Raw genomic sequence first — 19,244 nt, forward strand, 5'->3', positions numbered from 1 at the left:
CCATTCGACTCACGAGAGACAATTCATGTCACTGCATGTCCTGCACTTCCGGCATAACGGCCGCGCCCAATGGGGTGTGGTCGCCAACGGCGCCGTCACGCCGATTCCCGGCGACTTCGAAACAACCGCGAGCTTTCTCGCGGCGAATCCGGTTGAGCGACTCATCACGCTCGACGGATCGACTATTCCGGAGTCGGACGTGGAGTGGCTGCCACCGGTGACAGCCAACCAGCAATTCGTTTGCCAGGGCGCGAACTATCGTCGGCACATGATCGAATCGGGCATGGATCCGGACGCGAAAGAGTTCAACATGATCTTCACGAAGGCGACGAGTTGCATCGTCGCAGCCGACTCACGGGTCGTGAAACCGCGGCACGTCCGGTTTCTCGACTACGAAATCGAGCTCGGCCTCATCCTCAAACGCGACATCACGTCTCACCGGCAGATCACGGACGCGAACCTGCACGAGTATGTCGCCGGCACCGTGATCGTCAACGACTATTCCGCGCGCGATGTCCAGATCCCGCAAATGCAGTTCTACAAGGGCAAGAGCTTCCGGACCTTTGGCCCGGTCGGCCCCTATCTGTGCCTGCTCGAGCGGCGTGACTTCCCGAAGCTGAAGGCGCTCGACCTGACGTTGACCGTCAACGGCGCGGTGCGTCAGCAGGACTCGACATCGAACCTCGTCTATGGTCCGGCGGAAACACTGACCGAGTTGTCGGGCGTGCACGACCTTCGCGCCGGCGACCTGCTCGCGACCGGCACGCCGGCCGGCTGCGCACTCAGCATCCCGTCGCCGCTCAAGCAGCGTGCCGTTGCGTTCTTTCCCGAATCCGTCAAGTGGAAGATGTTCATGAAGGTGCAGGCGGGACGCGCGCAGTATCTGAAGGCCGGAGATATCGTCGAAGCCCGGATCGCGAGCCGCGACGGAACGATCGATCTGGGCGTGCAACGTAACGAAATCGTGGACGAAGCAGCATGAACGGCATCGCGACCCAGGACGACGTGCTGGCGATCGAAGCGCAGGGCCTTCCGCCCGACCTTCCGGCCAGCACGTACGAGATGATCTGCGCCGGTGCGGCCATCGATCCGTCCGCCCCTGCCCTCTCCTTTTTCATGACCGCCGACGCGCACCGCGACGCGGAGTGCTGGACCTATCGCGAACTGGTCCGTGACATCACGCGCACGGCCAACATGTTCGCGCGCCTCGGCGTGAATTCGCAGTCGGTGATCGCTTATTTGTTGCCCAATCTTCCCGAAACGCATTTCGTGATCTGGGGCGGACAGGCGACCGGCATCGTATGCGCGATCAATCCACTGCTTGAGCGCGAAGCGATTGCCAATCTGCTCAAGGCGGCCGCCGCCAGCGTGCTCGTAACGCTCGCGCCATTTCCCGGGATCGATCTCTGGCAAAAAGTCGCGGATGTCCTTCACGAGGTCGAACCGCTGCGGCATCTCGTGCTGGTCAATCCGGCCGATCGCGTGCGGGGCACGGCGCAGTCGGCGGCCCGCACGCTCCAGCACGACGCGTGTGTGCAGTTGTATGGCGATGGCGGTTTGCGCAGCGCCGTGCCTGCACACATCCAGATCCACGACTTCGGTACGGCAATCGCGCGGGAATCCGGTACAGCGCTCGACAATGCGCGCCGCATTCAACCCGGCGACATGTCCTCCTTCTTCTGTACCGGTGGAACCACCGGGTTGCCGAAAATCGCGATGCGCAGCCACGGCAACGAAGTGGCGAATGCATGGAGCGCCGGGCGGTTCTTCGGCGACAGCATCGGCCCCGGCAAAACGACCTTTTGCGGATTGCCGCTCTTTCACGTCAATGCCGCGATGGTGACTGGCCTTCTGCCTTTCTCGCGCGGCGCCCATGTCGTGCTCGGCACACCGCAGGGTTACCGGGGCGACGGCGTCGTCAAACGATTCTGGGAAATCGTCGAACATCATCACATCAATTTCTTCAGTGGCGTCCCGACACTTTATGCTTCGCTGCTCGACATTCCTGCCGACGATCATGTTATCGACTCGCTCGAATACGGCCTGTGCGGCGCCGCGCCGATGCCGGTCGGCATCTTCAGGGCCTTCCAGGAAAAAACGGGCATCCGGATTCTCGAAGGCTACGGCCTGACCGAAGGAACGTGCGTGAGCAGCGTCAACCCGACGACCGGCGAGCGCCGGCTGGGATCGATCGGGCTTCGCATCCCCTTCCAGGCGATGAAGGCAGTCGTCGTGGACGATGCGGGACGGTATCTGCGCGATTGCGCGGCCAACGAGGAGGGGCTGCTCGTCATCTCCGGGCCGAACGTCTTCACCGGCTACACGCGTGCCGACCAGAACCAGGCCCTGTGGCTCGATCTCGGTGACGGCAAGCGCTGGCTCAACACCGGCGACCTAGGTCGCTGCGACGTCGACGGTTACTTTTGGCTGACCGGCCGCAAGAAGGATCTGATCATCCGCGGCGGACACAATATCGACCCGGCGACGATCGAGGAACCGCTGCATCGACACCCGGCGGTCCAGATCGCCGCGGCAATCGGGCGCCCCGATGCGTATGCCGGTGAATTGCCGGTCGCGTATGTTCAGCTCAAGCCGGGTATGACCGCTACCGAGCACGATCTGGAAGCGTTCATGCAGCAGGAGATCGCTGAACGCGCCGCCCTGCCCAAGCACGTCCGAATCGTCGAAGCGATCCCGCTCACGGGCGTCGGCAAGATATTCAAGCCGGAACTCAAGCGCCGCGAGACGGGTGACGCGCTCCGCGCGGCATTGGACCAGGGCGGAGCCCCCGGCGCATCAGTCGACGTCACGACCAACGATTCAAGCGGAATGTCGGTCCTGGTCGAGCTGAGCGATCCCGGGCACGAAACTGCGGCGCGCTTCGTGCTGGGGCGATTTCCGTTTGCGTTCTCGATTTCGATCGCCGCGAGGCCGATACGATCGCCCGGACCGACAGCGACGGATCTGCCGTGACGGAGGAGCGCGACTAGCCGGGATAACACACACTCCGAAAGCGGCCCGTCATTCTAAATAAGGTATCCAAATTAATTTTTATTCGTTAATCGGATCGAGACAGAGGAGACAAAGATGAATTTCACGCGAACGATGCATTTCGCAGGCATGGCGGTTTGTATCTGCTCGGCTGCACTTGCCGACAATGCAGATGCACAGACGGCAGGAAGCATCACCACATCGGTGGGATGGCTGCACATATCGCCACAGGGCGACGCAACGCCGCTGACCGTGCAAAGTGTTGGCGGCGTGACGGTGAATCGGCAACTGGCCGGTACCGGGGCGCATGCCAGTTCGACGGATACGATGGGAATCACCACCGAGTACTACGTCACCGACAACGTTGGTGTCACCGTTCTTTTAGGACTGCCACTTAAAGTAAATCTTATTGGCGACGGGACGTTGCAGAAGTATGGCACCCTCGGCACGACAAGGCCAATGCCGCCCGCCATCGAACTTCGATATCACCTGTTTTCGGCCACATCGAAATTCCGTCCATACGCGGGGCTTGGCGTGAACTACACGTGGTTCACTCAGGTTCGGGCGACCAATCGCCAGTTTGTCTCCGATAGCTTTGGGCCGGGCGGCTCGGCGCGCGCGACACTCAGCTCGTCGTGGAACCCGGTGTTCGAGCTGGGGGCGAGTTACGCGATCACAAAACACTGGTCTGTCGGTACCTCCGTCAACTACATGCCGGTGAAGACCCACCTCACGTTATACGGTCAAACCGCGACCGGGACGCAGATCGTTTCCAAATCGACGCTCCGACTCAATCCCGTTAGCGTTTTCTTGAACGTCGCTTACACATTCTAGCGGGTGCGCCCGGATGCCAGCCCCCCGCATGGAAGCAACACTCTGGATCGAACGATGAAACGACAGGCTCTCAAGACCATTCTTTTTGCCTTGCCCAAGGTTCTGGACCTGACGGCGCGCCGCTTCCCCGCCTATCGCGATCGCCTCAAGGAGCGCAATCTCGTCGCGTGGATCGGGCTCATGGATCAAAGCATCGGTCGCGCCATCGAGTTCAAGAATGGCCGCATTCGATCGCGCGCCGGCAAGCATCCGCGGCCCGACGTGCGCATGGCCTTCAAGGATGTCGCCACCGCGCTGAAGTTCCTTTCGCCCAACCCGGACCAGGGCGAAATCGTCCACGCCGCCAAGAACTTCAAGGTGGTCACCGAGGGCGAGGACGAACTGCTGGTCTGGCTCATGCAAACCCTGGGCATGATGCGCACCGTCGGCCTGCCGATGGGCACGCCCATGCGCGACGGCACCCGCCGCTACACCACCTGTACCAATGGCGGGCCCCTGTTCGTCTACGTCAAGGATGACCGCATCGTCCGCGTGACCCCCATCGAGCTGGACGATACGGATGCGAAAAGTTGGGTGATCGAGGCACGTGGACGCCGCTTCAGCCCGCCACGGCGTGGATTGGTCGCGCCTCACGCGTTGACCCTCAAGTCGCTGGTCTACTCCGACAAGCGCATCCTCCACCCGATGAAACGGGTCGACTTCGACCCCGACGGCGAGCGCAATCCCCAGAACCGCGGCAAGTCCGGCTACGTGCGTATCGGTTGGGACGAAGCCCTGGACATCGTGGCCAAGGAGATCAACCGTCAGAAGCGCGTTCACGGCCCCGGTTCCATCACGTTCCCGATGTCGTCCCACCACCAGTGGGGCAACGTGGGCTACTACCTCAGCGCGCTGACGCGCTTCGCCAACCTGATCGGCTTTACCCGCGTCGCCGCGAATCCGGACAGCTGGGAAGGCTGGTACTGGGGCGCCATGCATCATTTCGGCAACTCGATGCGCGTCGGCGTGCCCTCCGGCTACGGCGGCCTCGAGGATGGTCTGAAGGAAGCCGAAATGATCGTCTTCTGGTCCTGCGACCCCGAAAGTACCAACGGGGCGTACGCAGGATTCGAGGGAACGCCGCGCCGCCTGTGGGCCAAGGAACTCGGCATAGAGTTCGTTCACATCGACCCGCACTGCAATCCGACCGCACAGCTGCTGGGCGGCCGCTGGATCCCGATCCGGCCGCAAACCGATGCCGCCCTGGCTACCGCCATCATGTATGTATGGACCGTCGAGGGCCTGTACGACAAGGATTACGTCGCGACGCGCACGACCGGTTTCGACGATTGGAAAGCCTACCTTCTGGGCGAAACCGACGGTACCCCCAAGACTCCCGAGTGGCAGGAGAGCGAGACCGGCGTGCCGGCCAAGGACGCCCGCGCGCTTGCTCGCCTATGGGGAAGGAAAAAGGTTCATCTCGCCGTCGGGATGACCGGCGCGGGGTTCGGTGGCGCGGGCCGCGGGGCGACCGGGGCGCAATGGGCGCGCTGCATGATCATGATGATGTCCATGCAGGGCTGGGGCAAGCCGGGGGTGAATTTCGGCTGCCTCGAGATCGGCGTCCCGCACGATCTCCAGTTCTACTTCCCCGGCTACGCGGACGGCGGCATTTCAGGCGACCTGGCGTGGACCGCCAATGCGGTGGACAACTACCAGCGCATGCCGCACATCCTGACCATGAACCCCGTCAAGCAGATGGTGCCGCGACAGCAGATGCCCGAAGCGATTCTCAACGGTCACGCCACCGGTTATCTCTGGGACGGCATGTCCCAGGAAGCCCAGTTTGCACCGTTCACCTACCCGATGCCCGGCTATTCGCCGATCCACATGATCTATCGCTATGGCGGATCCGCGTTCAGTACCGTGACGAATTCCGGACGCTGGACGGAGGCCTACCGGCACTCGAGCATCGAGTTCGTCGTCAATCAGTCCATCTGGATGGAAGGCGAAGCCCAGTTCGCCGACATCATCCTGCCCGCGTGCACTTCGCTGGAGCGTTGGGATATCGGAGAATGGGCGAATTCGGGCGGCTACGCCCACCATGGGTATGGCACGGTCAACCATCGCATGCTGACGCTGCAGCACAAGTGCATCGAACCCTTGGGCGAGTCCCGCTCCGACTACGACATTTTCACCGCCATCCTGACTCGGTTGGGCCTGGGTGGCGTTTTCACCGAAGGCTGCGGCGATCTCGACTGGGTCAAGCGCGTCTTCGACTCGTCGGATCTGCCCGATCACATTTCGTGGCGCGAATTCTGCCGCAAGGGCTACTTCGTCGTGCCGCCCGAAAAGCCCGAGCTTCGCCATCCCGTGGACATGCGTTGGTATGCGGAAGACAGAAGGAAGGACCTGCCGGAACCTCATCCGCTGCCGTCGCAGTTTTCGGAAAAGTTCGGCCGGGGCCTGCAGACGCCGAGCGGCAAGCTGGAGTTCGTGCCCGAGTTGCTGAAGCGGCACACTGCGGACAATCCCGAGCGGCCGTCGCTCAACCGCTATATCCCCTCCTGGGAGGGCCTGCGCTCGGACCTGGCTCGGCGCTACCCGCTGCAATTGATCGCCACCCACAGCCGCTACAGCTTTCATACCCATTGTGACGGCAAGAATTCCGCGGTGAACGGCATCGACGATCATCGCGCGCTGATCGCGGGGCACCGGTTCTGGCTGCTGAGGCTCAATCCGGCCGACGCCGCCATTCGACGCATTGCCCATCGCGATCTCGTCAAAGTGCACAACGACCGCGGCGCCGTGATCTGTGCGGCCGATGTCTCGCCCCTGGTGAACGCCGGAGTGGTGAAATCCTACGAGGCGAGCGCTGAATTTCAGCTGATTGAAATCGACGGCGAGCAAGTCGAGATTGGCGGTTGCATGAACATGCTTACCCCCGACCGGCCGCAGACCTCCGGCACCAGCAGCATGAGCCCGAATTCCTGCCTGGTGCAGGTCGAGAAATGGCGCGGTGCCGAGGCGTTCATGCTCGGTCGCGCAGCGTGAGGAATTTCAAATGAGCAAGTGGAACCTGATTATCAAAGTCGGGCGTTGCGAGAACTGCCAGAACTGCGTGATCGCCGCGCGAGACGAGCACGTCGGCAACGACTTCCCCGGTTATGCCGCCCCCGCCGCGGCCAGCGCCGAGAGCCCCATCCGCATCCTGCGTCGCGTACAGGGCGCTTCGCATATGGTCGAGACCACTTATCTGCCGGTCATGTGCAACCACTGCGACGACGCGCCCTGCATGCGTGTGGGCGGCAGCGCCATTCGCAAGCGTGCCGACGGCATCGTCATCATCGATCCGGACAAGGCGCGAGGCCGAAAGGACATCGTGAAGGCCTGCCCCTACAAGGCGATCGTCTGGAACGAAGCGCTGCAACTGCCCCAGATCTGGATCTTCGATGCTCATTTGCTCGACCAGGGTTGGTCCCGCCCGCGTTGTCAGCAGTCGTGCCCCACCGATGTCTTCGAGACGGTCAAGCTCGATGACACGGCGATGGCCGAGAAGGCCCGACGCGAGGGGCTCAAGGTATTGCGACCCAACCTGGGCACGAAGCCCCGCGTCTGGTATAGCGGCCTCGAGCGTTGGGAAACGTGCTTCGTCGGCGGAAGTGTCAGCGTCCAGGCAGGAGACGTGGTCGAGTGTGTCACGGATGCGGCCGTCACCTTGTACATCGGTAATCAGCAGGTAGCCGAAACCGTCTCGGACGGCTTCGGCGATTTCCGATTCAGCGGCCTGGCCAGGGGCAGCGGCCCCTACCGAGTCAAAATCCGACATGCCCTCGGCAACGCGTGGCGCGAGTGCGAATTGGGCGACAGCGCCTACCTGGGCGAGATCAGGCTCAGTCGGTCGACAGACGCCGTGGCGATCGAGTGCTCATGATCCGGGCAACGCTCAGCTTGCGGCGATTGCACTGCCGGCACGATGGAGGTGCTTCGCGACAATCTGCCACCGCCCGTCGATCTTCATCAGGTTCAGATAATCGACCTAGATCACCTCTAGGGAGAATCCCTGTCGACAGAGCCGTGCAGCCGGAGCTCGGCGCCCTATCGATGCTCGACCGCCGACACAGGCATGAAAAACCTGCCATCGCCGAAACCAGACCGGTCGTTGTACGGCGCATCGGGGTTCGTGGCGACAGTCGTCAAAAGCGCCATGCCGCTAGTCCGAATTAGCAGCATTGAAAGCCATGCAAGCAAAACCCGGCCGTCGCGGCGTAGCATTGCAAGGTCAGGTTGGATGACGCGAAAACGGGCTCACGGTCTTGAGCAAGGTAACGCTTTCGCCGCGGCGGCGGCGGCCCGCCTCGTCAGAAATCGCCCCTGTCAGCCCGCCCCGCAGCGGCCACGGCCATCGCACAACATGGCCGATTTTCGGTGGATCGTCGCGCAGCGTTAGAATAGCGCCCCTTCTCATGGGAGACGAAAATGTCCTGGTTCATTTACGAAGTGCCCGAATACCACGAAGACGCTGCGCGCATCGAGCCCTTCAGCGACCTGCGTAGCCGTGTGCTGAAAAGCGGTGGCCTGGCCATGGCCGACGAACTGGAAAGCGTTCGCGAGAACGCCGCGGCGACAGCGGACACGCCCGAGCGCCCCCTGCGGACTCCGGAAAATCCGCAGGTCTTTCCGATTCCTTACGCCGACTCCATGATCCTGGTCGGGTTCATCTTCGATCTGAAACGCGAATTCCGGCAACTGGTCGTGTCACCCGTGGAAATGTCCTGGCTGAATGACGCGTAAAAGATGGTCGGAACGGAAGCCGACGGGAGAGTTGCTCCTGCTCTGGAGCCGGTGTGCGAATATCCAGCGTACGCTTTCGGATACACATGCCTCGAGTTGGAACCGCGCGTCGGACTGAATCGAACTGCACCGTTATTAAAACAGGGGTAGCTGCCGTGGATCTCGAGTAGGTACCGAGGCACGTTCGACATCTTTCCCTGCACGTTGCATCCAGGCGACCACGGGGACGTGCGCCCCGTCAACGATCGAGTCGAAGGCAAACGCTTCAAACCCCTCCCGCACAAGATGCGTCCGAGGGCGCCACGCTGCACCTCTCGATGGAACTTGCCCGACAGGGAATTGCCGACACGGTAACGCCATGCTGCGCAGTCAGTGGTAACGCGTACCGGGAAGATTCAATCTCGTGGAGCCCGATCCGCGGGACCTATATGACGTGGGCGCTCTGTGAAAATACAGCGCGCTCGCATTCACAATGCGGTACGCGAAGGACAGAGAATCGTTCTTGAGATGGTCGACGAAATCATCCGCAGCAAAATTTGGCGCGGCGCTGAGCGCCTGAACACAAATACCGACATGCGATTCGTCGTGTCGGACAATTGAATCTTGTGCCACCTCCAGGCAGCTAAGTTTGTCGTTTAAGCAGACAGGCTTATGACCCTGAACCGGACCATTTGTTGGGTCAGTGTCAGAGATTTTGTGTTCAATCGATGCGATTGCTTCGAAAATCCGCTTGAAAACCGATGGCGATTCACCCGCCGGTCGGGCAGTTCGCCGGGGCAGACTGTTGTTCTGTTCGCGTTCCTGCTTCACACGATCGACCGCAGCTTAAGTTGCGGCGCGACGCTTGACATTCGTCATCGCGATAGCTCGCGCGATCGCGATGACGAATGCAATCGCGGGGACGCGGCTTGTAGCGGCCAAGTTGAAATCCATGGCCAGTTCCTCATCATGATGGCGTTCGACTATCCTATCCGGCACCCGTCACGCGCATGCTTGGCAATCGTGATGCGCGGAGGCCCCGTGGACAAACCCGCCGCGCTCGCTCGCCTCCCCCTGCGTGCTACTCTCGCGAATGGCACCGGCCGAGACAGTTCAGTGGTGCGCGACCAGTGAACATCGTGGATTCACGCATCATGTACTCGATCTTGCCCGCGTTTATATCTGCCCTGTTTCTCGGGTTCGGCCTCTACGTGCTGGCCACCAAGGGGCTCACAAGAGTGTCCGTCCCGTTCGTCTTGATGTGCGCGACGACCTTCGTCTGGCAGGGAACATGGGCCTTCCTGTTCCAGACGACCGACGCGGACATCGCCAACGTGCTGGTCAAGGCAGGCTATCTGTTCATCCTGTTTCTGCCGACGACCTTCTATCATTTCGTGACGGAGATCGTGTCGCGCCGGGACGAGCGGCCGATCATGCTCGCGTCCTACGGACTCTGCATCCTGCTGGCTGGGCTGCTGGTTACGAGCAATGTGGTCGTCGATGGATTCCGCCTGCATTTCTTTGGTCCGTATCCCAAGGCGGGCCCACTGCATCCGCTGCACGTCATGCAGACGGTGTTCCTGGCCGCCCGCAGCGGCTGGCTCCTGATCGACGCAAGACGACAGGAGCGAGCGCGAGACGTCCGGCAACTGCTCGCGCAATGCCTCGTCAGCCTGGGCCTCTACTCGCTCGCGGCCACCGACTATGCGGTGAACTACGGCGTCGAGTTCTATCCCCTGGGGGTGCTGTTTATCGCGGTCAGTCTCGGGATTCTCGCGACGTCGATCGTCCGCTATGGCCTGATGGGCCCCTATCTGCTGGCCGCGACGGTCGCACACGAAGTGGCCACGCCTCTGGCGGCGATCGGCCTGCACGCTGACGAGTTGCGAAACGTCCTGCCGGTGCTGCTGCGCGGGTATCGGCTGGCGGTGGAGCACCGGTTGTGCGCCGACGGTTTGTATCCTGGACAGCTGGAGCGGCTGCCGACGCTCGCGTCGTCGATCCGGCGCCAGGTCGACACCACGAGTACTGTGGTCGAAATGTCCCTGGCGTCGTTTACGCTGGACCGACTCGATCGCCACGGTTTCGCGGCCCATCCGATACGTGCCTGTGTCGACGCCGCGGTGGATCGCTTTCCCTTCCATGTGGGCGAGCGAGACCGCGTATCGGTCGACGCGATCGATCCGGACCTTCAGTTCTCCGGATCCGATTCGCTCGTGATCTTTGTCATCTTCAATCTGCTGAAAAACGCCCTGTACGCGATCCACGCAAACGGCCGTGGGCAGATCGAGATCGAGGCCCATCGCAGCAACGGTTACTGCGTGGTGCGTTTCAGCGATACGGGCACGGGCATCGCCCCCGACGTGCTCCCTCGAATCTTCGACGCCTTCTTCTCAACCAAATCGCACGGTCGCGGCGCCGGCATGGGCTTGAGCTTCTGTCGCCGCGTATGCGAAGCGCTCGGCGGCACCATCGCGTGTGAATCCGTCCTCGGCGTCCGGACCACGTTCACGATTCGGCTGCCGGAGCCCGGTTCGCCGGCGGACCAGGCATTGCGCGATCCGCCGGCGCCCACCCGGCGCTATCGCATCGGGTAAGGCGGTCTCACATTCAGTTCGCGGTGGACGGCAGGATCAGTTCATAGGCCTTGACCCGCTCGATGATGCCCGGCGGAAACCGGCGAATCCGCTTGTCGGAACCGGCAAACACGATCTGCTGATACCCCAGCGACACTTGTCGTCCGTCAACGTAGAAGCGAAACAGCAGATAGGCCGAACACTGCCGAACCTCGAACGTGTTGAGATAGCAATCGACCCGCTGGAACGGAAACGTCTCATGGACGTATTCCTGATGCGCTCGCTTCGTCACGAAAGAACCGCCGGCCGCCAGCAGATTGTTGTGGATGCATTCGTGAAACCAGCGTTCACGGCACACGCCCTGCCATTCGAAGTAGCGTGAGAAATAGGTGTTCATGAAAGCATTCGAATCCTTGAGGTAAATGTCGACCACGTGGTGGAAGGTTTTCTCGGACAGATGTGCCGTTTCGTTGGAAAGGACGTGAAGAATCGCGTCTCGCGTCAACATGGATAACTCCTTGAGTCGCTACTGGCGGTAGCTGCGCATTCCTTCAACGAGAAGGAATGGCCCGATTCTCCCCGTGCAATTCTGCTGAGCGGCGCGTTCAAAACGTGCCGAATTCGCGAATGACAAGCAGTTGATATGCGTCCCAATTTCGCCGGATAATTGGCGCGGTCGTGCAACGCGACCGTCATTCGCGGTAACGCGTCTCCGGTACCGCATCTTCTTCTGCTGATTTATCGAGACTCGAATGCAATCCTTCGTTAGGCAGCCGGTGCTCTATCCCGTGTCCGTGGTGTTTGTCGACGACAATCCGGATTTCCTGCAGGCACTGCGGGGCGTATTTCCGGACGAACACCTGAACCGCTTTTTTACACAGCCCCAGGCGGCGCTCGACTTCGTGTCGTCGCGTGACGCGGAGATACCACCGACCGCCGCGGACTATTTTGGTGCGGAGAAGACCGGCGGAAATGCGATCGGCCATGATGTGCTCACCGATCTCGCCCGATTCGAGGCGGTGGGCGCGGTGGTCGTCGACTATTCAATGCCGGAGGTCGACGGCATCCGGTTTCTGTCCTCCATCCGCAACGCGAACTGCATGAAAATCCTGCTCACCGGCATCGCCGATGAGCGCGTGGCGGTGGACGCGTTCAACGCGGGACTGATCGATTGCTATCTGAAGAAAACCGACGTCGAGATGGCCCGCAAGCTGGCAACCGTGCTGGACAACGCGAAACGCAAGTTCTGCGCAGCCCGCGGGCACATCAGCCTGCATGAAGCGGGGGCGACCTACCGGGATCCGCGGATCGTCAAGCTGATCGATGAGGTGGCCGCGCGGGAAGGTATCGTCGAATACTACTGGCGCCCCAATCAGGACGCGGTGCTGATGTTCGACGCCGCCGGTGCGCCAAGTGTCTTTCTCGCCTGGAACGAGGAGGACTGGTCGTTCCACTGCGATATCGTGGCCGACGCGGGCGGACCGGCCGAATTGTGCCGCGGCATGGAAGCGCGCCGCATCATGCCGCTGTTCTGGCCATCTCAGGGCTATCGACCGGGCCTCGCGGACATTCGCTGCGCAACCCCGCAACCCGTTCCGGGATGGAGCGGCACGTTTTATAGCTGGACCCGTCTGGATGATGCGGCCGCCGAGCGCGAGCTGCCCACATTGGCAAAATGGCGTCACGCGTAAGAAATCATCCGCCGGTCCCTAAACGGAACGGGCAGGCGAGGCGGTGCTGTCGTCGGCTCGGCAGCAACTCGAATTGGAACAATCCCTGTCGATATTGACAGTTATCATCGGCACGGACTTTTGTTCCAATTGCACCCTATTCCGAGGGCCACCTACAATTCCAATCAGACGGCACATCCAATCAGAGCAGGCTGTCGATCAGCGATCTGCGCCGCCTCCCGATTTCGATCGATTCTCGATCTGATGTTGTCATCACGCTTCACGAAAGCTGCAGCGACAAGCGATCCGTAAATTTCCGACTGGCGCATTGAGGTCGTCCTCACGGCGCGTCGACGTCACCGCCTGGGCCCGGGTCGGGTCGATGCTGGATGGCCTCAATTTACTTGGGACGGACCGCAAGCCCTTGTCGAAGTGGGACCGGCTTGCACCGGCAAACTGTGTCGAAATCGAACCCCTCGTTTCTTCGGCCCAACTACCGGAGCCGGCTGCCGATCTTCGCGACCGAAACTGCCGCTTCGTGACGAGCCTCGTCATGCCCTGCTTCAATTTGCATGAGACGCACTGGCGACCCACATTTCCGCGTACGTTCCCCCAAGCGACACGGAGAAAATCTCCCGGAGGTGCGGCCCACAGGATGTGGTTACCCGCAAGTACCGCCGGCCGGGATCGGGCCCGCCGAATCAGCACAAGTCAAGGCATTGGCATGCAGATGTGCTCAATATTTGAACCCTGCCAGGCCGCACGAAAATCATATCTTCACCTCGTTCTTGAGTAATGCATTCTCTGAAACCGAAGAACATCGATTGGATCAATTTCCAATAAATGTGGGATTTTTTGTGGGGCGCACAAATTACGAAATGCCTTCGTGAAATTGTTCTTCCTGATAAAATAGTGACACGGATTGTTCGATGTTTTTCGATAGCACGAGCGATCGAATTGCCCCCCCTGTCAAAGAATACAGGTGACGGTTGATTCTCAATAGCCTACTGTTAGGATGGCAAAAGAGTTCAATAAGGAAACAGGAAAGGGGGAAGTATGCTGCCCTACCTGAACCACACTAAAAAATGAGACGGTTCGCGCCGTGCACTTCTCTCGGTTCTGTAGCGTTCGCAGCGTTCCGAGCCAGGTCGTCAGAAATCAGATGGACAGTGTGTCATTCGTGATGCTGGATCATTGATTTTTCGCCAGCGGCGTCGAAATCGAGACGCTATATCTGTCCCCTTGCCTCCGTACGGCAGGCGGACAAGGAAACTGAAATGGTAGACCCGAACTCCGTGAGATCGTGTATCGGCCACTACAGCATTTCCAAAACCGTCAATGGGCTGAGCACCTGGTTCGTATTCCGCCAGGGTGATACGTTGACGTGCAAGCAGATGGACATCAAGGACACAGGCGTATTCGTTTTCTACGCGGGTGCTCCTCTCACCCCCGACTTGCCTTTCAACGGCGGCACTCATGAACGGCTTCAGGTTCAATCGCTGCTCGACGGAACGTGGCTGGACCGCGGCAGCGCGATCCTGGACACCGACGACGCCAATATCGCGCTCATCTTTCCTAACACGCCCCCGACGCTAGGTCAGGCAAGTACCGGCCCGTACGGCATTCAACCGGCAAACAACGCCATCTGGATGGAACGCGTCGGGGACAGGTCGGCTGTCGCCGCGTTCCGGGTATGTATCCTGTATGAATCGGTCTTCTGGATGAAGCCAACGGCTGCCACGATCGCGTCCAGCCCGTCCGAGGACGTCACGACACACCAGGCCCTCTCGAGTGCGTCGGACCTCGACAAGCAATCGTACGACCGGGTCGACTTCGGGCATCTATACCTGTACGAGGCGGATTTCTCCGGCACGAAGGTGACGAGCTGCAATCCGAGCAACGTCACGTCCTCGGGCATCGCGAACTTCTCATGCACGGTCCTGGATGGCAGCGCCCTCTCCGGGCGGCGACCGGATTCCGCAAGTTTCTGCAACGCGTCGCTGAACGACGTCGATCCGAGCGGCGCCAGCGTGAAAGGGTGCGGATTCGCCGGCGCGACGCTCGACAACCGCAATTTCGAAGGCGCTGACGTGGCCCTGGCGATCCTCGCGGATCCCACTCAGCCCATCCTCATCACCCGATCAGCCCAAAACCGAACCGTCTTGACGAATGCACGCGTGAACAAGGTCCTCACGTACGCGCTAGACGACCTGGATGATATCTGCGACGGGAGCCACGCGCAGATGGACAGCGCCTCATTCATGACGTGGAGGCCAAGGGGTATGTCTGCGTGCTCTCCTGTTCCGGCAATGTCAGCTCGACGGTCGACTGCTGCATGGATATCTGCACGCCGAAGCGCGATCTGCTGGTGTCGACGCAATGAGTCTCATCGGGCAGGCTCGCCGTGAGCCTGGACCGGAACGTGTATGCCCTCAACTACGAGTCGATCGACGGCGCGGACCGGAGGCCGGAGCCGTCGATCAACCACCGGATGCCGCCGGCACCGCTGGCGTAATTGCCGCACGGGAAGTCGAATTTTCAATCCATCTGGAGAAGATCAATCATGTCGAACGCCGGTACGGAGCAAGCGCAGATCAATCTCACGTTAGCCTACGTCGTTAACAATTCAGCTACCGACTTTTTTTCGGGAAAGGCAATTAAAGATCCGACCGTGGAGCAGGTCAGTCAGAACATCAAGACTGGCCTGAACCTTTCCAAGATGACCCAGAACCACCAGTTCAGTATCGCTTGGGGCCCCGCCGTACTTCGGGACCCCGATTCGGATCAATATGCGGCGCACATCACTGTGGTGCTGCAATCGGTAGCCACCGGCGAATATTCGGTGGTGACCAGTGGCACCGATTTCTCTTCCCCCGTGGACCTTCTGGAGGACAATCTGTACGAAACCCTCGTGTCGTTCCGGAAGTACGTACCGTCGTGCTCGGACCTGGCGGGCATATCGGCCGGAACGGATATAGGACTGTCGTCCGTTATCCTGACCACTGACTCGAACGGCGCGACGCTCGTCGATTTTCTCAAGACGGTGCGGCCCTCGAGCACGATCAACGTTATCGGGCACAGCCTGGGCGGAGCCTTGGCATCAGCCCTTGTCCTATATCTGAAGAATGCGCGCGACTTGCAGGCGTCGAACCTGAAATTCACCTGCGAAACCTTTGCTGCACCGACAGCGGGCAATGATATCTTTGCCGGTTACTTTGACGAACAAATGGGAGCCAATTCGACACGGGTATGGAACACGTGCGACATCGTGCCGATGGCGTGGAATGCAAAAACCATCCTGAATGTGAAAACGATCTATAGTTCCGCTCCGCCCTCCGACGCCATCAAGGTGCTTATCGATGCGATAAGTATCACTTCGACACCTCTTAATTACAGCCAATGGGGAAATTACGACGCCCAGCAAAAGAGGCTTGACGGAAAGCCTGCTGATGAGCTTACGAATTTCTATCTGCAGGCCGGATATCAGCATATCCCCGCATATATATTGCTTCTGGGGCTGAATCTGGGCGATATTCCTTTGCCCCCGCCGCCTCCCACTCAGGCACAGTGAGCGCGGTTCCCGAGCTACGCGGCTATCCCCGACGCCCGGGGGAATGGCGCGTGGCCGGGTGTTATTGACTTCACCTCATCACTGACGGATTAAGCGACGCATGATGTGGCTGGTGCGCAATCCATTGGAATAGACCAGAGTAAAGTTTCTCTCAGCGGTAACTCAAAGTACTGGAACGGTCGCAATCGCGGCGGCGCAAAGCATGCCGCAAGTATTTCCAGCAGCGCCGTCAAATCGGTCGCGAGATCCTTGTCCAGGATCTCGCGCAACACCGTCATGGTGTTCGTCATGTCGAGTAAGTCATCCATCGCGAAACACCAGTCTTGAACGGGTGACCGGCCTGATTTCGTCGGGCCATTTCAATCTTTGGGAACGGCTTCGGTTGCTTCGGTTAAACAGCACTGCTGCCCGAACTCGTCGGACGTCAGGTATGGCAAACTCGAATGCGGTCGGATTGCATCGGAGTAGTGTCGCCACTGCTCGATCACAACCTTCGCTTCCATAAGTGCTAAATGCGGCGTCATGAATCAATTACACTACCCCGCAAATGTCATCAATAATAAAGGAAACAATTTAATAAAGTAACTTACGGATGATGTTGTCGCTCCACTTTAAATCGCCGATTCCGTTCGAGCAGTGCCCCTCCGCCTCACCCCTAATCTCTCGACGTTCCCCAAGCGCTCCCTTCAGCGCGAAGTTGTCGATACCGCCAACGCGGCCGACAAGATCATTTCATATTTCCCACCAAATCCTGACTTGATTAACTGCAACAAGATAAAAAATTAATCAATCAGAAAATATCTTGTAATTATAAAAACGACCTTCTAGCATGCCCCTGCGGTTCGCAACATGTTTCATATCAAAGTTTGTCCTTGATGCATTCCTCGAAAATCACGCATTCATTCATAATCTGGGGGATTACATGAAGAAACTGTCTCGTCTGCTGTCCATCACCGCGATTACCCTCGCGAGTCTCAGCGCTTTTGCCCAAGCCGGCGACCAGCCGGCCGCGGTCGACAGGGCGCTGCAACTGATCCAGCAGAACCCGTCCGCCTTCAGCCTGGCTACCGGCAGCGCCGCACGCACGTTGAAGTTCGCGGCGCCGCAGGCGGGCGCGCCGACGGACGGCGACCAGTTCCAGGTACGCGACGTGATCGTCGATCCCGACGGCACCGAGCACGTGCGCTTCGACCGCTTCTACGCGGGCCTGCCCGTGATCGGCGGCGACGTCGTCGTCCATTCGAACCAGGGGCAGCTGAAGCAAGCGAGCCTGACCCAGCCCGCGCCGATCGATCTCGCCGGCAAGATCGGCAAGGTCGGCGACCGCTTCGTGGTGCGCAACGCGCCCGACGTGGGTGCGGCCAGGGTCAAGCGCATCGCGGCCGCGCGTTTCAACTCGGACGTGCGCCGCATCGATGACGCGGAACTCGTCGTGTTCGCGCGCGACGTCACGCCGACGCTGGCCTACGCGGTGCGCGTATACGGCAAGGCGACCGATGCGCACGGTGATGCCGTGCTGTACTACGTCGACGCGCGCACGGGCGCCGTGCTCGACGCGCAGGACCTGATCAAGACCGCCGCCGCGACCGGCACCGGCCGCTCGCTGTACTACGGCAACCTGACGCTGACCACCGACCAGACCGGCACGAACGCATACCGGATGCTCGATCCGACCCGCGGCAGCGGCTCCGTCTACGACGGCCGCGGGCTGATCGCGGAGGACGTCGAGCAAGCGACCGACCTGCCGATCTTCACGAGCAGCACGAACGTGTGGGGCAACAGTTCGACCACCGACCGGCAAACCGTCGCCGCCGATATCGACTACGGCCTCGCGTTGACTTGGGACTACTACAAGACCACGCACAACCGTAACGGCATCTTCAACGACGGGCGCGGCGTGAAGAGTTTCGCGCACGTGGTGTTCGACACCGGCAGCGGCACGACCGGCGCGAACGCGGCATGGATGCCGTCGCACATCATGGTGTACGGCGACGGCCAGTCGGGCACGAGCCTGCCGAAGCCGGTCGTGTCGGTCGACGTGGCCGGACACGAGATGAGCCACGGCGTGACCGAGGCCACCGCCAACCTGAATTATTCGGGCGACGCGGGCGGCCTGAACGAGTCGACGTCCGACATCTTCGGCACGCTCGTGAAGTTCTATGCGAACAACCCGAACGACCCAGGCAACTACGTGATCGGCGCGCGCGTGGTGAGCGGCGGCCTGCGCAAGATGTACAAGCAGGATCTCGATGGCCGGTCGTTCAGCTGCTATCCGTCCGGCGGTTTCTCGTGGTCGAATCCGCGCCACGATCCGCACTTCACGTCGGGCGTCGGCAACCGCTTCTTCTACCTGCTGTCGGAAGGCCCGGCGGTGCCGTCGACCGACACCGGTCTGTCGAGGTCGCAGCTGGTCTGCAACGGCGACACGACCTTCAGTGGCCTGGGCCGCGAGAAGGCCGGCAAGATCTGGTACCGGACGCTGACCGTGTACCTGAACGCCAACTCGAGCTACCCGAGCGCGCGGCGTGCGTCGATCCAGGCGGCGAACGACCTGTATGGCGCAAACTCGGCCGAGAGCGCCACGGTCGCGCGCGTGTGGAGTGCGGTCGGGGTGAATTGATGGCGCTTGGGTGGGTGTATTGAACGCCGGAAAGCCGCGTGGCGGTCCTTCGCTTCGGAGGAAAGCGAGCCGATCGAGCACATGCGGCGCTCGAGCATGAGAAAGGCAGGTGTCGATCGGCCGCCTGCGATTGCAGGCGGCTGATCGGCTTCGGACTCGGCCCGACGCTGATTGCGCTCGCCATCGAAGTTGCGGTTGACGAAATTCGGCGCGGAAGCCGAAATGGTGCA

Annotated in this window: 14 protein-coding genes and 2 pseudogenes; 12 read left to right on the top strand and 4 right to left on the bottom strand. The window is 60.6% G+C overall.

What is annotated here, in order from left to right; all coding sequences use genetic code 11:
• The first annotated feature begins 25 nt into the window (after window positions 1–25).
• The 5 genes from GD429_RS16235 to GD429_RS16255 all read left to right on the top strand — a co-directional run bounded on the left by GD429_RS16235 (window position 26) and on the right by GD429_RS16255 (window position 7,738).
• Window positions 26–982, top strand: a complete 957-nt coding sequence (locus GD429_RS16235; RefSeq protein ID WP_152857844.1) for a fumarylacetoacetate hydrolase family protein — start codon at window positions 26–28, stop codon at window positions 980–982.
• Window positions 979–2,973: an acyl-CoA synthetase gene (locus tag GD429_RS16240; RefSeq protein ID WP_152857846.1), complete on the top strand. Its 1,995-nt coding sequence runs from the start codon at window positions 979–981 to the stop codon at window positions 2,971–2,973. Before GD429_RS16235 ends, GD429_RS16240 begins: the two co-directional genes overlap by 4 nt.
• A gap of 114 nt (window positions 2,974–3,087) precedes the next feature.
• Window positions 3,088–3,825, top strand: a complete 738-nt coding sequence (locus GD429_RS16245; protein WP_152857848.1) for an OmpW/AlkL family protein — start codon at window positions 3,088–3,090, stop codon at window positions 3,823–3,825.
• Window positions 3,826–3,879: 54 nt separating this feature from the next.
• Entirely contained in the window at window positions 3,880–6,858 is a 2,979-nt protein-coding gene (locus tag GD429_RS16250; RefSeq protein ID WP_152857850.1) for a molybdopterin-dependent oxidoreductase, read from the top strand.
• Between the two features lie 10 nt (window positions 6,859–6,868).
• On the top strand, window positions 6,869–7,738 hold the full coding sequence (locus GD429_RS16255; protein ID WP_152857852.1) for a 4Fe-4S dicluster domain-containing protein: 870 nt from the start codon (window positions 6,869–6,871) through the stop codon (window positions 7,736–7,738).
• 12 nt (window positions 7,739–7,750) lie between these two features.
• On the opposite strand, the pseudogene GD429_RS42050 reads toward GD429_RS16255, so the two are convergent.
• A pseudogene (locus GD429_RS42050) lies at window positions 7,751–7,843 on the bottom strand (nuclear transport factor 2 family protein); the annotation flags it as partial.
• A 440-nt stretch (window positions 7,844–8,283) separates the two neighbouring features.
• On the opposite strand from GD429_RS42050, the gene GD429_RS16265 reads away from it, so the two are divergent.
• From GD429_RS16265 to GD429_RS16285, 3 genes are all read left to right on the top strand, one after another.
• Window positions 8,284–8,598: a helicase gene (locus GD429_RS16265; RefSeq protein ID WP_152857854.1), complete on the top strand. Its 315-nt coding sequence runs from the start codon at window positions 8,284–8,286 to the stop codon at window positions 8,596–8,598.
• 651 nt (window positions 8,599–9,249) lie between these two features.
• Complete coding sequence (locus GD429_RS16280; RefSeq protein WP_152857858.1) at window positions 9,250–9,711, top strand: hypothetical protein; 462 nt, start codon at window positions 9,250–9,252, stop codon at window positions 9,709–9,711.
• A gap of 20 nt (window positions 9,712–9,731) precedes the next feature.
• Window positions 9,732–11,174, top strand: a complete 1,443-nt coding sequence (locus tag GD429_RS16285) for a sensor histidine kinase (protein ID WP_152857860.1) — start codon at window positions 9,732–9,734, stop codon at window positions 11,172–11,174.
• A gap of 13 nt (window positions 11,175–11,187) precedes the next feature.
• Here the strand turns inward: GD429_RS16285 and GD429_RS16290 are convergent, their stop codons facing one another.
• Window positions 11,188–11,661, bottom strand: coding sequence for an acyl-CoA thioesterase (locus GD429_RS16290; RefSeq protein WP_152857862.1), 474 nt, complete (start codon window positions 11,659–11,661; stop codon window positions 11,188–11,190).
• Between the two features lie 244 nt (window positions 11,662–11,905).
• Between GD429_RS16290 and GD429_RS16295 the strand changes: the two genes are divergently transcribed.
• The 3 genes from GD429_RS16295 (at window position 11,906) to GD429_RS16305 (ending at window position 16,394) form a co-directional block, all read left to right on the top strand.
• Window positions 11,906–12,844: a response regulator gene (locus GD429_RS16295; RefSeq protein WP_152857864.1), complete on the top strand. Its 939-nt coding sequence runs from the start codon at window positions 11,906–11,908 to the stop codon at window positions 12,842–12,844.
• 1,256 nt (window positions 12,845–14,100) lie between these two features.
• Window positions 14,101–15,231 carry a pentapeptide repeat-containing protein gene (locus GD429_RS16300; protein WP_152857866.1) on the top strand — a complete coding sequence of 377 codons (1,131 nt, stop codon included), beginning with the start codon at window positions 14,101–14,103 and terminating at the stop codon, window positions 15,229–15,231.
• 155 nt (window positions 15,232–15,386) lie between these two features.
• The gene (locus tag GD429_RS16305) at window positions 15,387–16,394 is read left to right on the top strand and encodes a lipase family protein (protein ID WP_152857868.1); all 1,008 of its coding nucleotides are present in this window, start codon (window positions 15,387–15,389) and stop codon (window positions 16,392–16,394) included.
• An 89-nt stretch (window positions 16,395–16,483) separates the two neighbouring features.
• Here the strand turns inward: GD429_RS16305 and GD429_RS16310 are convergent, their stop codons facing one another.
• Both GD429_RS16310 and GD429_RS16315 read right to left on the bottom strand, forming a co-directional pair.
• Window positions 16,484–16,702, bottom strand: coding sequence for a hypothetical protein (locus GD429_RS16310; RefSeq protein ID WP_152857871.1), 219 nt, complete (start codon window positions 16,700–16,702; stop codon window positions 16,484–16,486).
• Between the two features lie 51 nt (window positions 16,703–16,753).
• Window positions 16,754–16,894: pseudogene (locus GD429_RS16315) on the bottom strand (IS3 family transposase); the annotation flags it as partial.
• 422 nt (window positions 16,895–17,316) lie between these two features.
• Here GD429_RS16315 and GD429_RS16320 point away from each other — a divergent pair.
• On the top strand, window positions 17,317–19,014 hold the full coding sequence (locus tag GD429_RS16320) for a M4 family metallopeptidase (RefSeq protein WP_152857872.1): 1,698 nt from the start codon (window positions 17,317–17,319) through the stop codon (window positions 19,012–19,014).
• The last annotated feature ends 230 nt before the right edge of the window (window positions 19,015–19,244 follow it).

Origin of the sequence: Burkholderia sp. BE17, from assembly GCF_009362305.1 — a bacterium.
In the GTDB taxonomy this organism is placed as follows: domain Bacteria; phylum Pseudomonadota; class Gammaproteobacteria; order Burkholderiales; family Burkholderiaceae; genus Burkholderia; species Burkholderia pyrrocinia_C.

Bases quoted from the DNA above. Each gene is read 5' to 3' on its own strand.
- GD429_RS16235 (WP_152857844.1), top strand. From the start codon at position 26: ATGTCACTGCATGTCCTGCACTTCCGGCATAACGGCCGCGCCCAATGG.
- GD429_RS16240 (WP_152857846.1), top strand. From the start codon at position 979: ATGAACGGCATCGCGACCCAGGACGACGTGCTGGCGATCGAAGCGCAG.
- GD429_RS16245 (WP_152857848.1), top strand. From the start codon at position 3,088: ATGAATTTCACGCGAACGATGCATTTCGCAGGCATGGCGGTTTGTATC.
- GD429_RS16250 (WP_152857850.1), top strand. From the start codon at position 3,880: ATGAAACGACAGGCTCTCAAGACCATTCTTTTTGCCTTGCCCAAGGTT.
- GD429_RS16255 (WP_152857852.1), top strand. From the start codon at position 6,869: ATGAGCAAGTGGAACCTGATTATCAAAGTCGGGCGTTGCGAGAACTGC.
- GD429_RS16265 (WP_152857854.1), top strand. From the start codon at position 8,284: ATGTCCTGGTTCATTTACGAAGTGCCCGAATACCACGAAGACGCTGCG.
- GD429_RS16280 (WP_152857858.1), top strand. From the start codon at position 9,250: ATGACCCTGAACCGGACCATTTGTTGGGTCAGTGTCAGAGATTTTGTG.
- GD429_RS16285 (WP_152857860.1), top strand. From the start codon at position 9,732: ATGTACTCGATCTTGCCCGCGTTTATATCTGCCCTGTTTCTCGGGTTC.
- GD429_RS16290 (WP_152857862.1), bottom strand. From the start codon at position 11,661: ATGTTGACGCGAGACGCGATTCTTCACGTCCTTTCCAACGAAACGGCA.
- GD429_RS16295 (WP_152857864.1), top strand. From the start codon at position 11,906: ATGCAATCCTTCGTTAGGCAGCCGGTGCTCTATCCCGTGTCCGTGGTG.
- GD429_RS16300 (WP_152857866.1), top strand. From the start codon at position 14,101: ATGGTAGACCCGAACTCCGTGAGATCGTGTATCGGCCACTACAGCATT.
- GD429_RS16305 (WP_152857868.1), top strand. From the start codon at position 15,387: ATGTCGAACGCCGGTACGGAGCAAGCGCAGATCAATCTCACGTTAGCC.
- GD429_RS16310 (WP_152857871.1), bottom strand. From the start codon at position 16,702: ATGGATGACTTACTCGACATGACGAACACCATGACGGTGTTGCGCGAG.
- GD429_RS16320 (WP_152857872.1), top strand. From the start codon at position 17,317: ATGAAGAAACTGTCTCGTCTGCTGTCCATCACCGCGATTACCCTCGCG.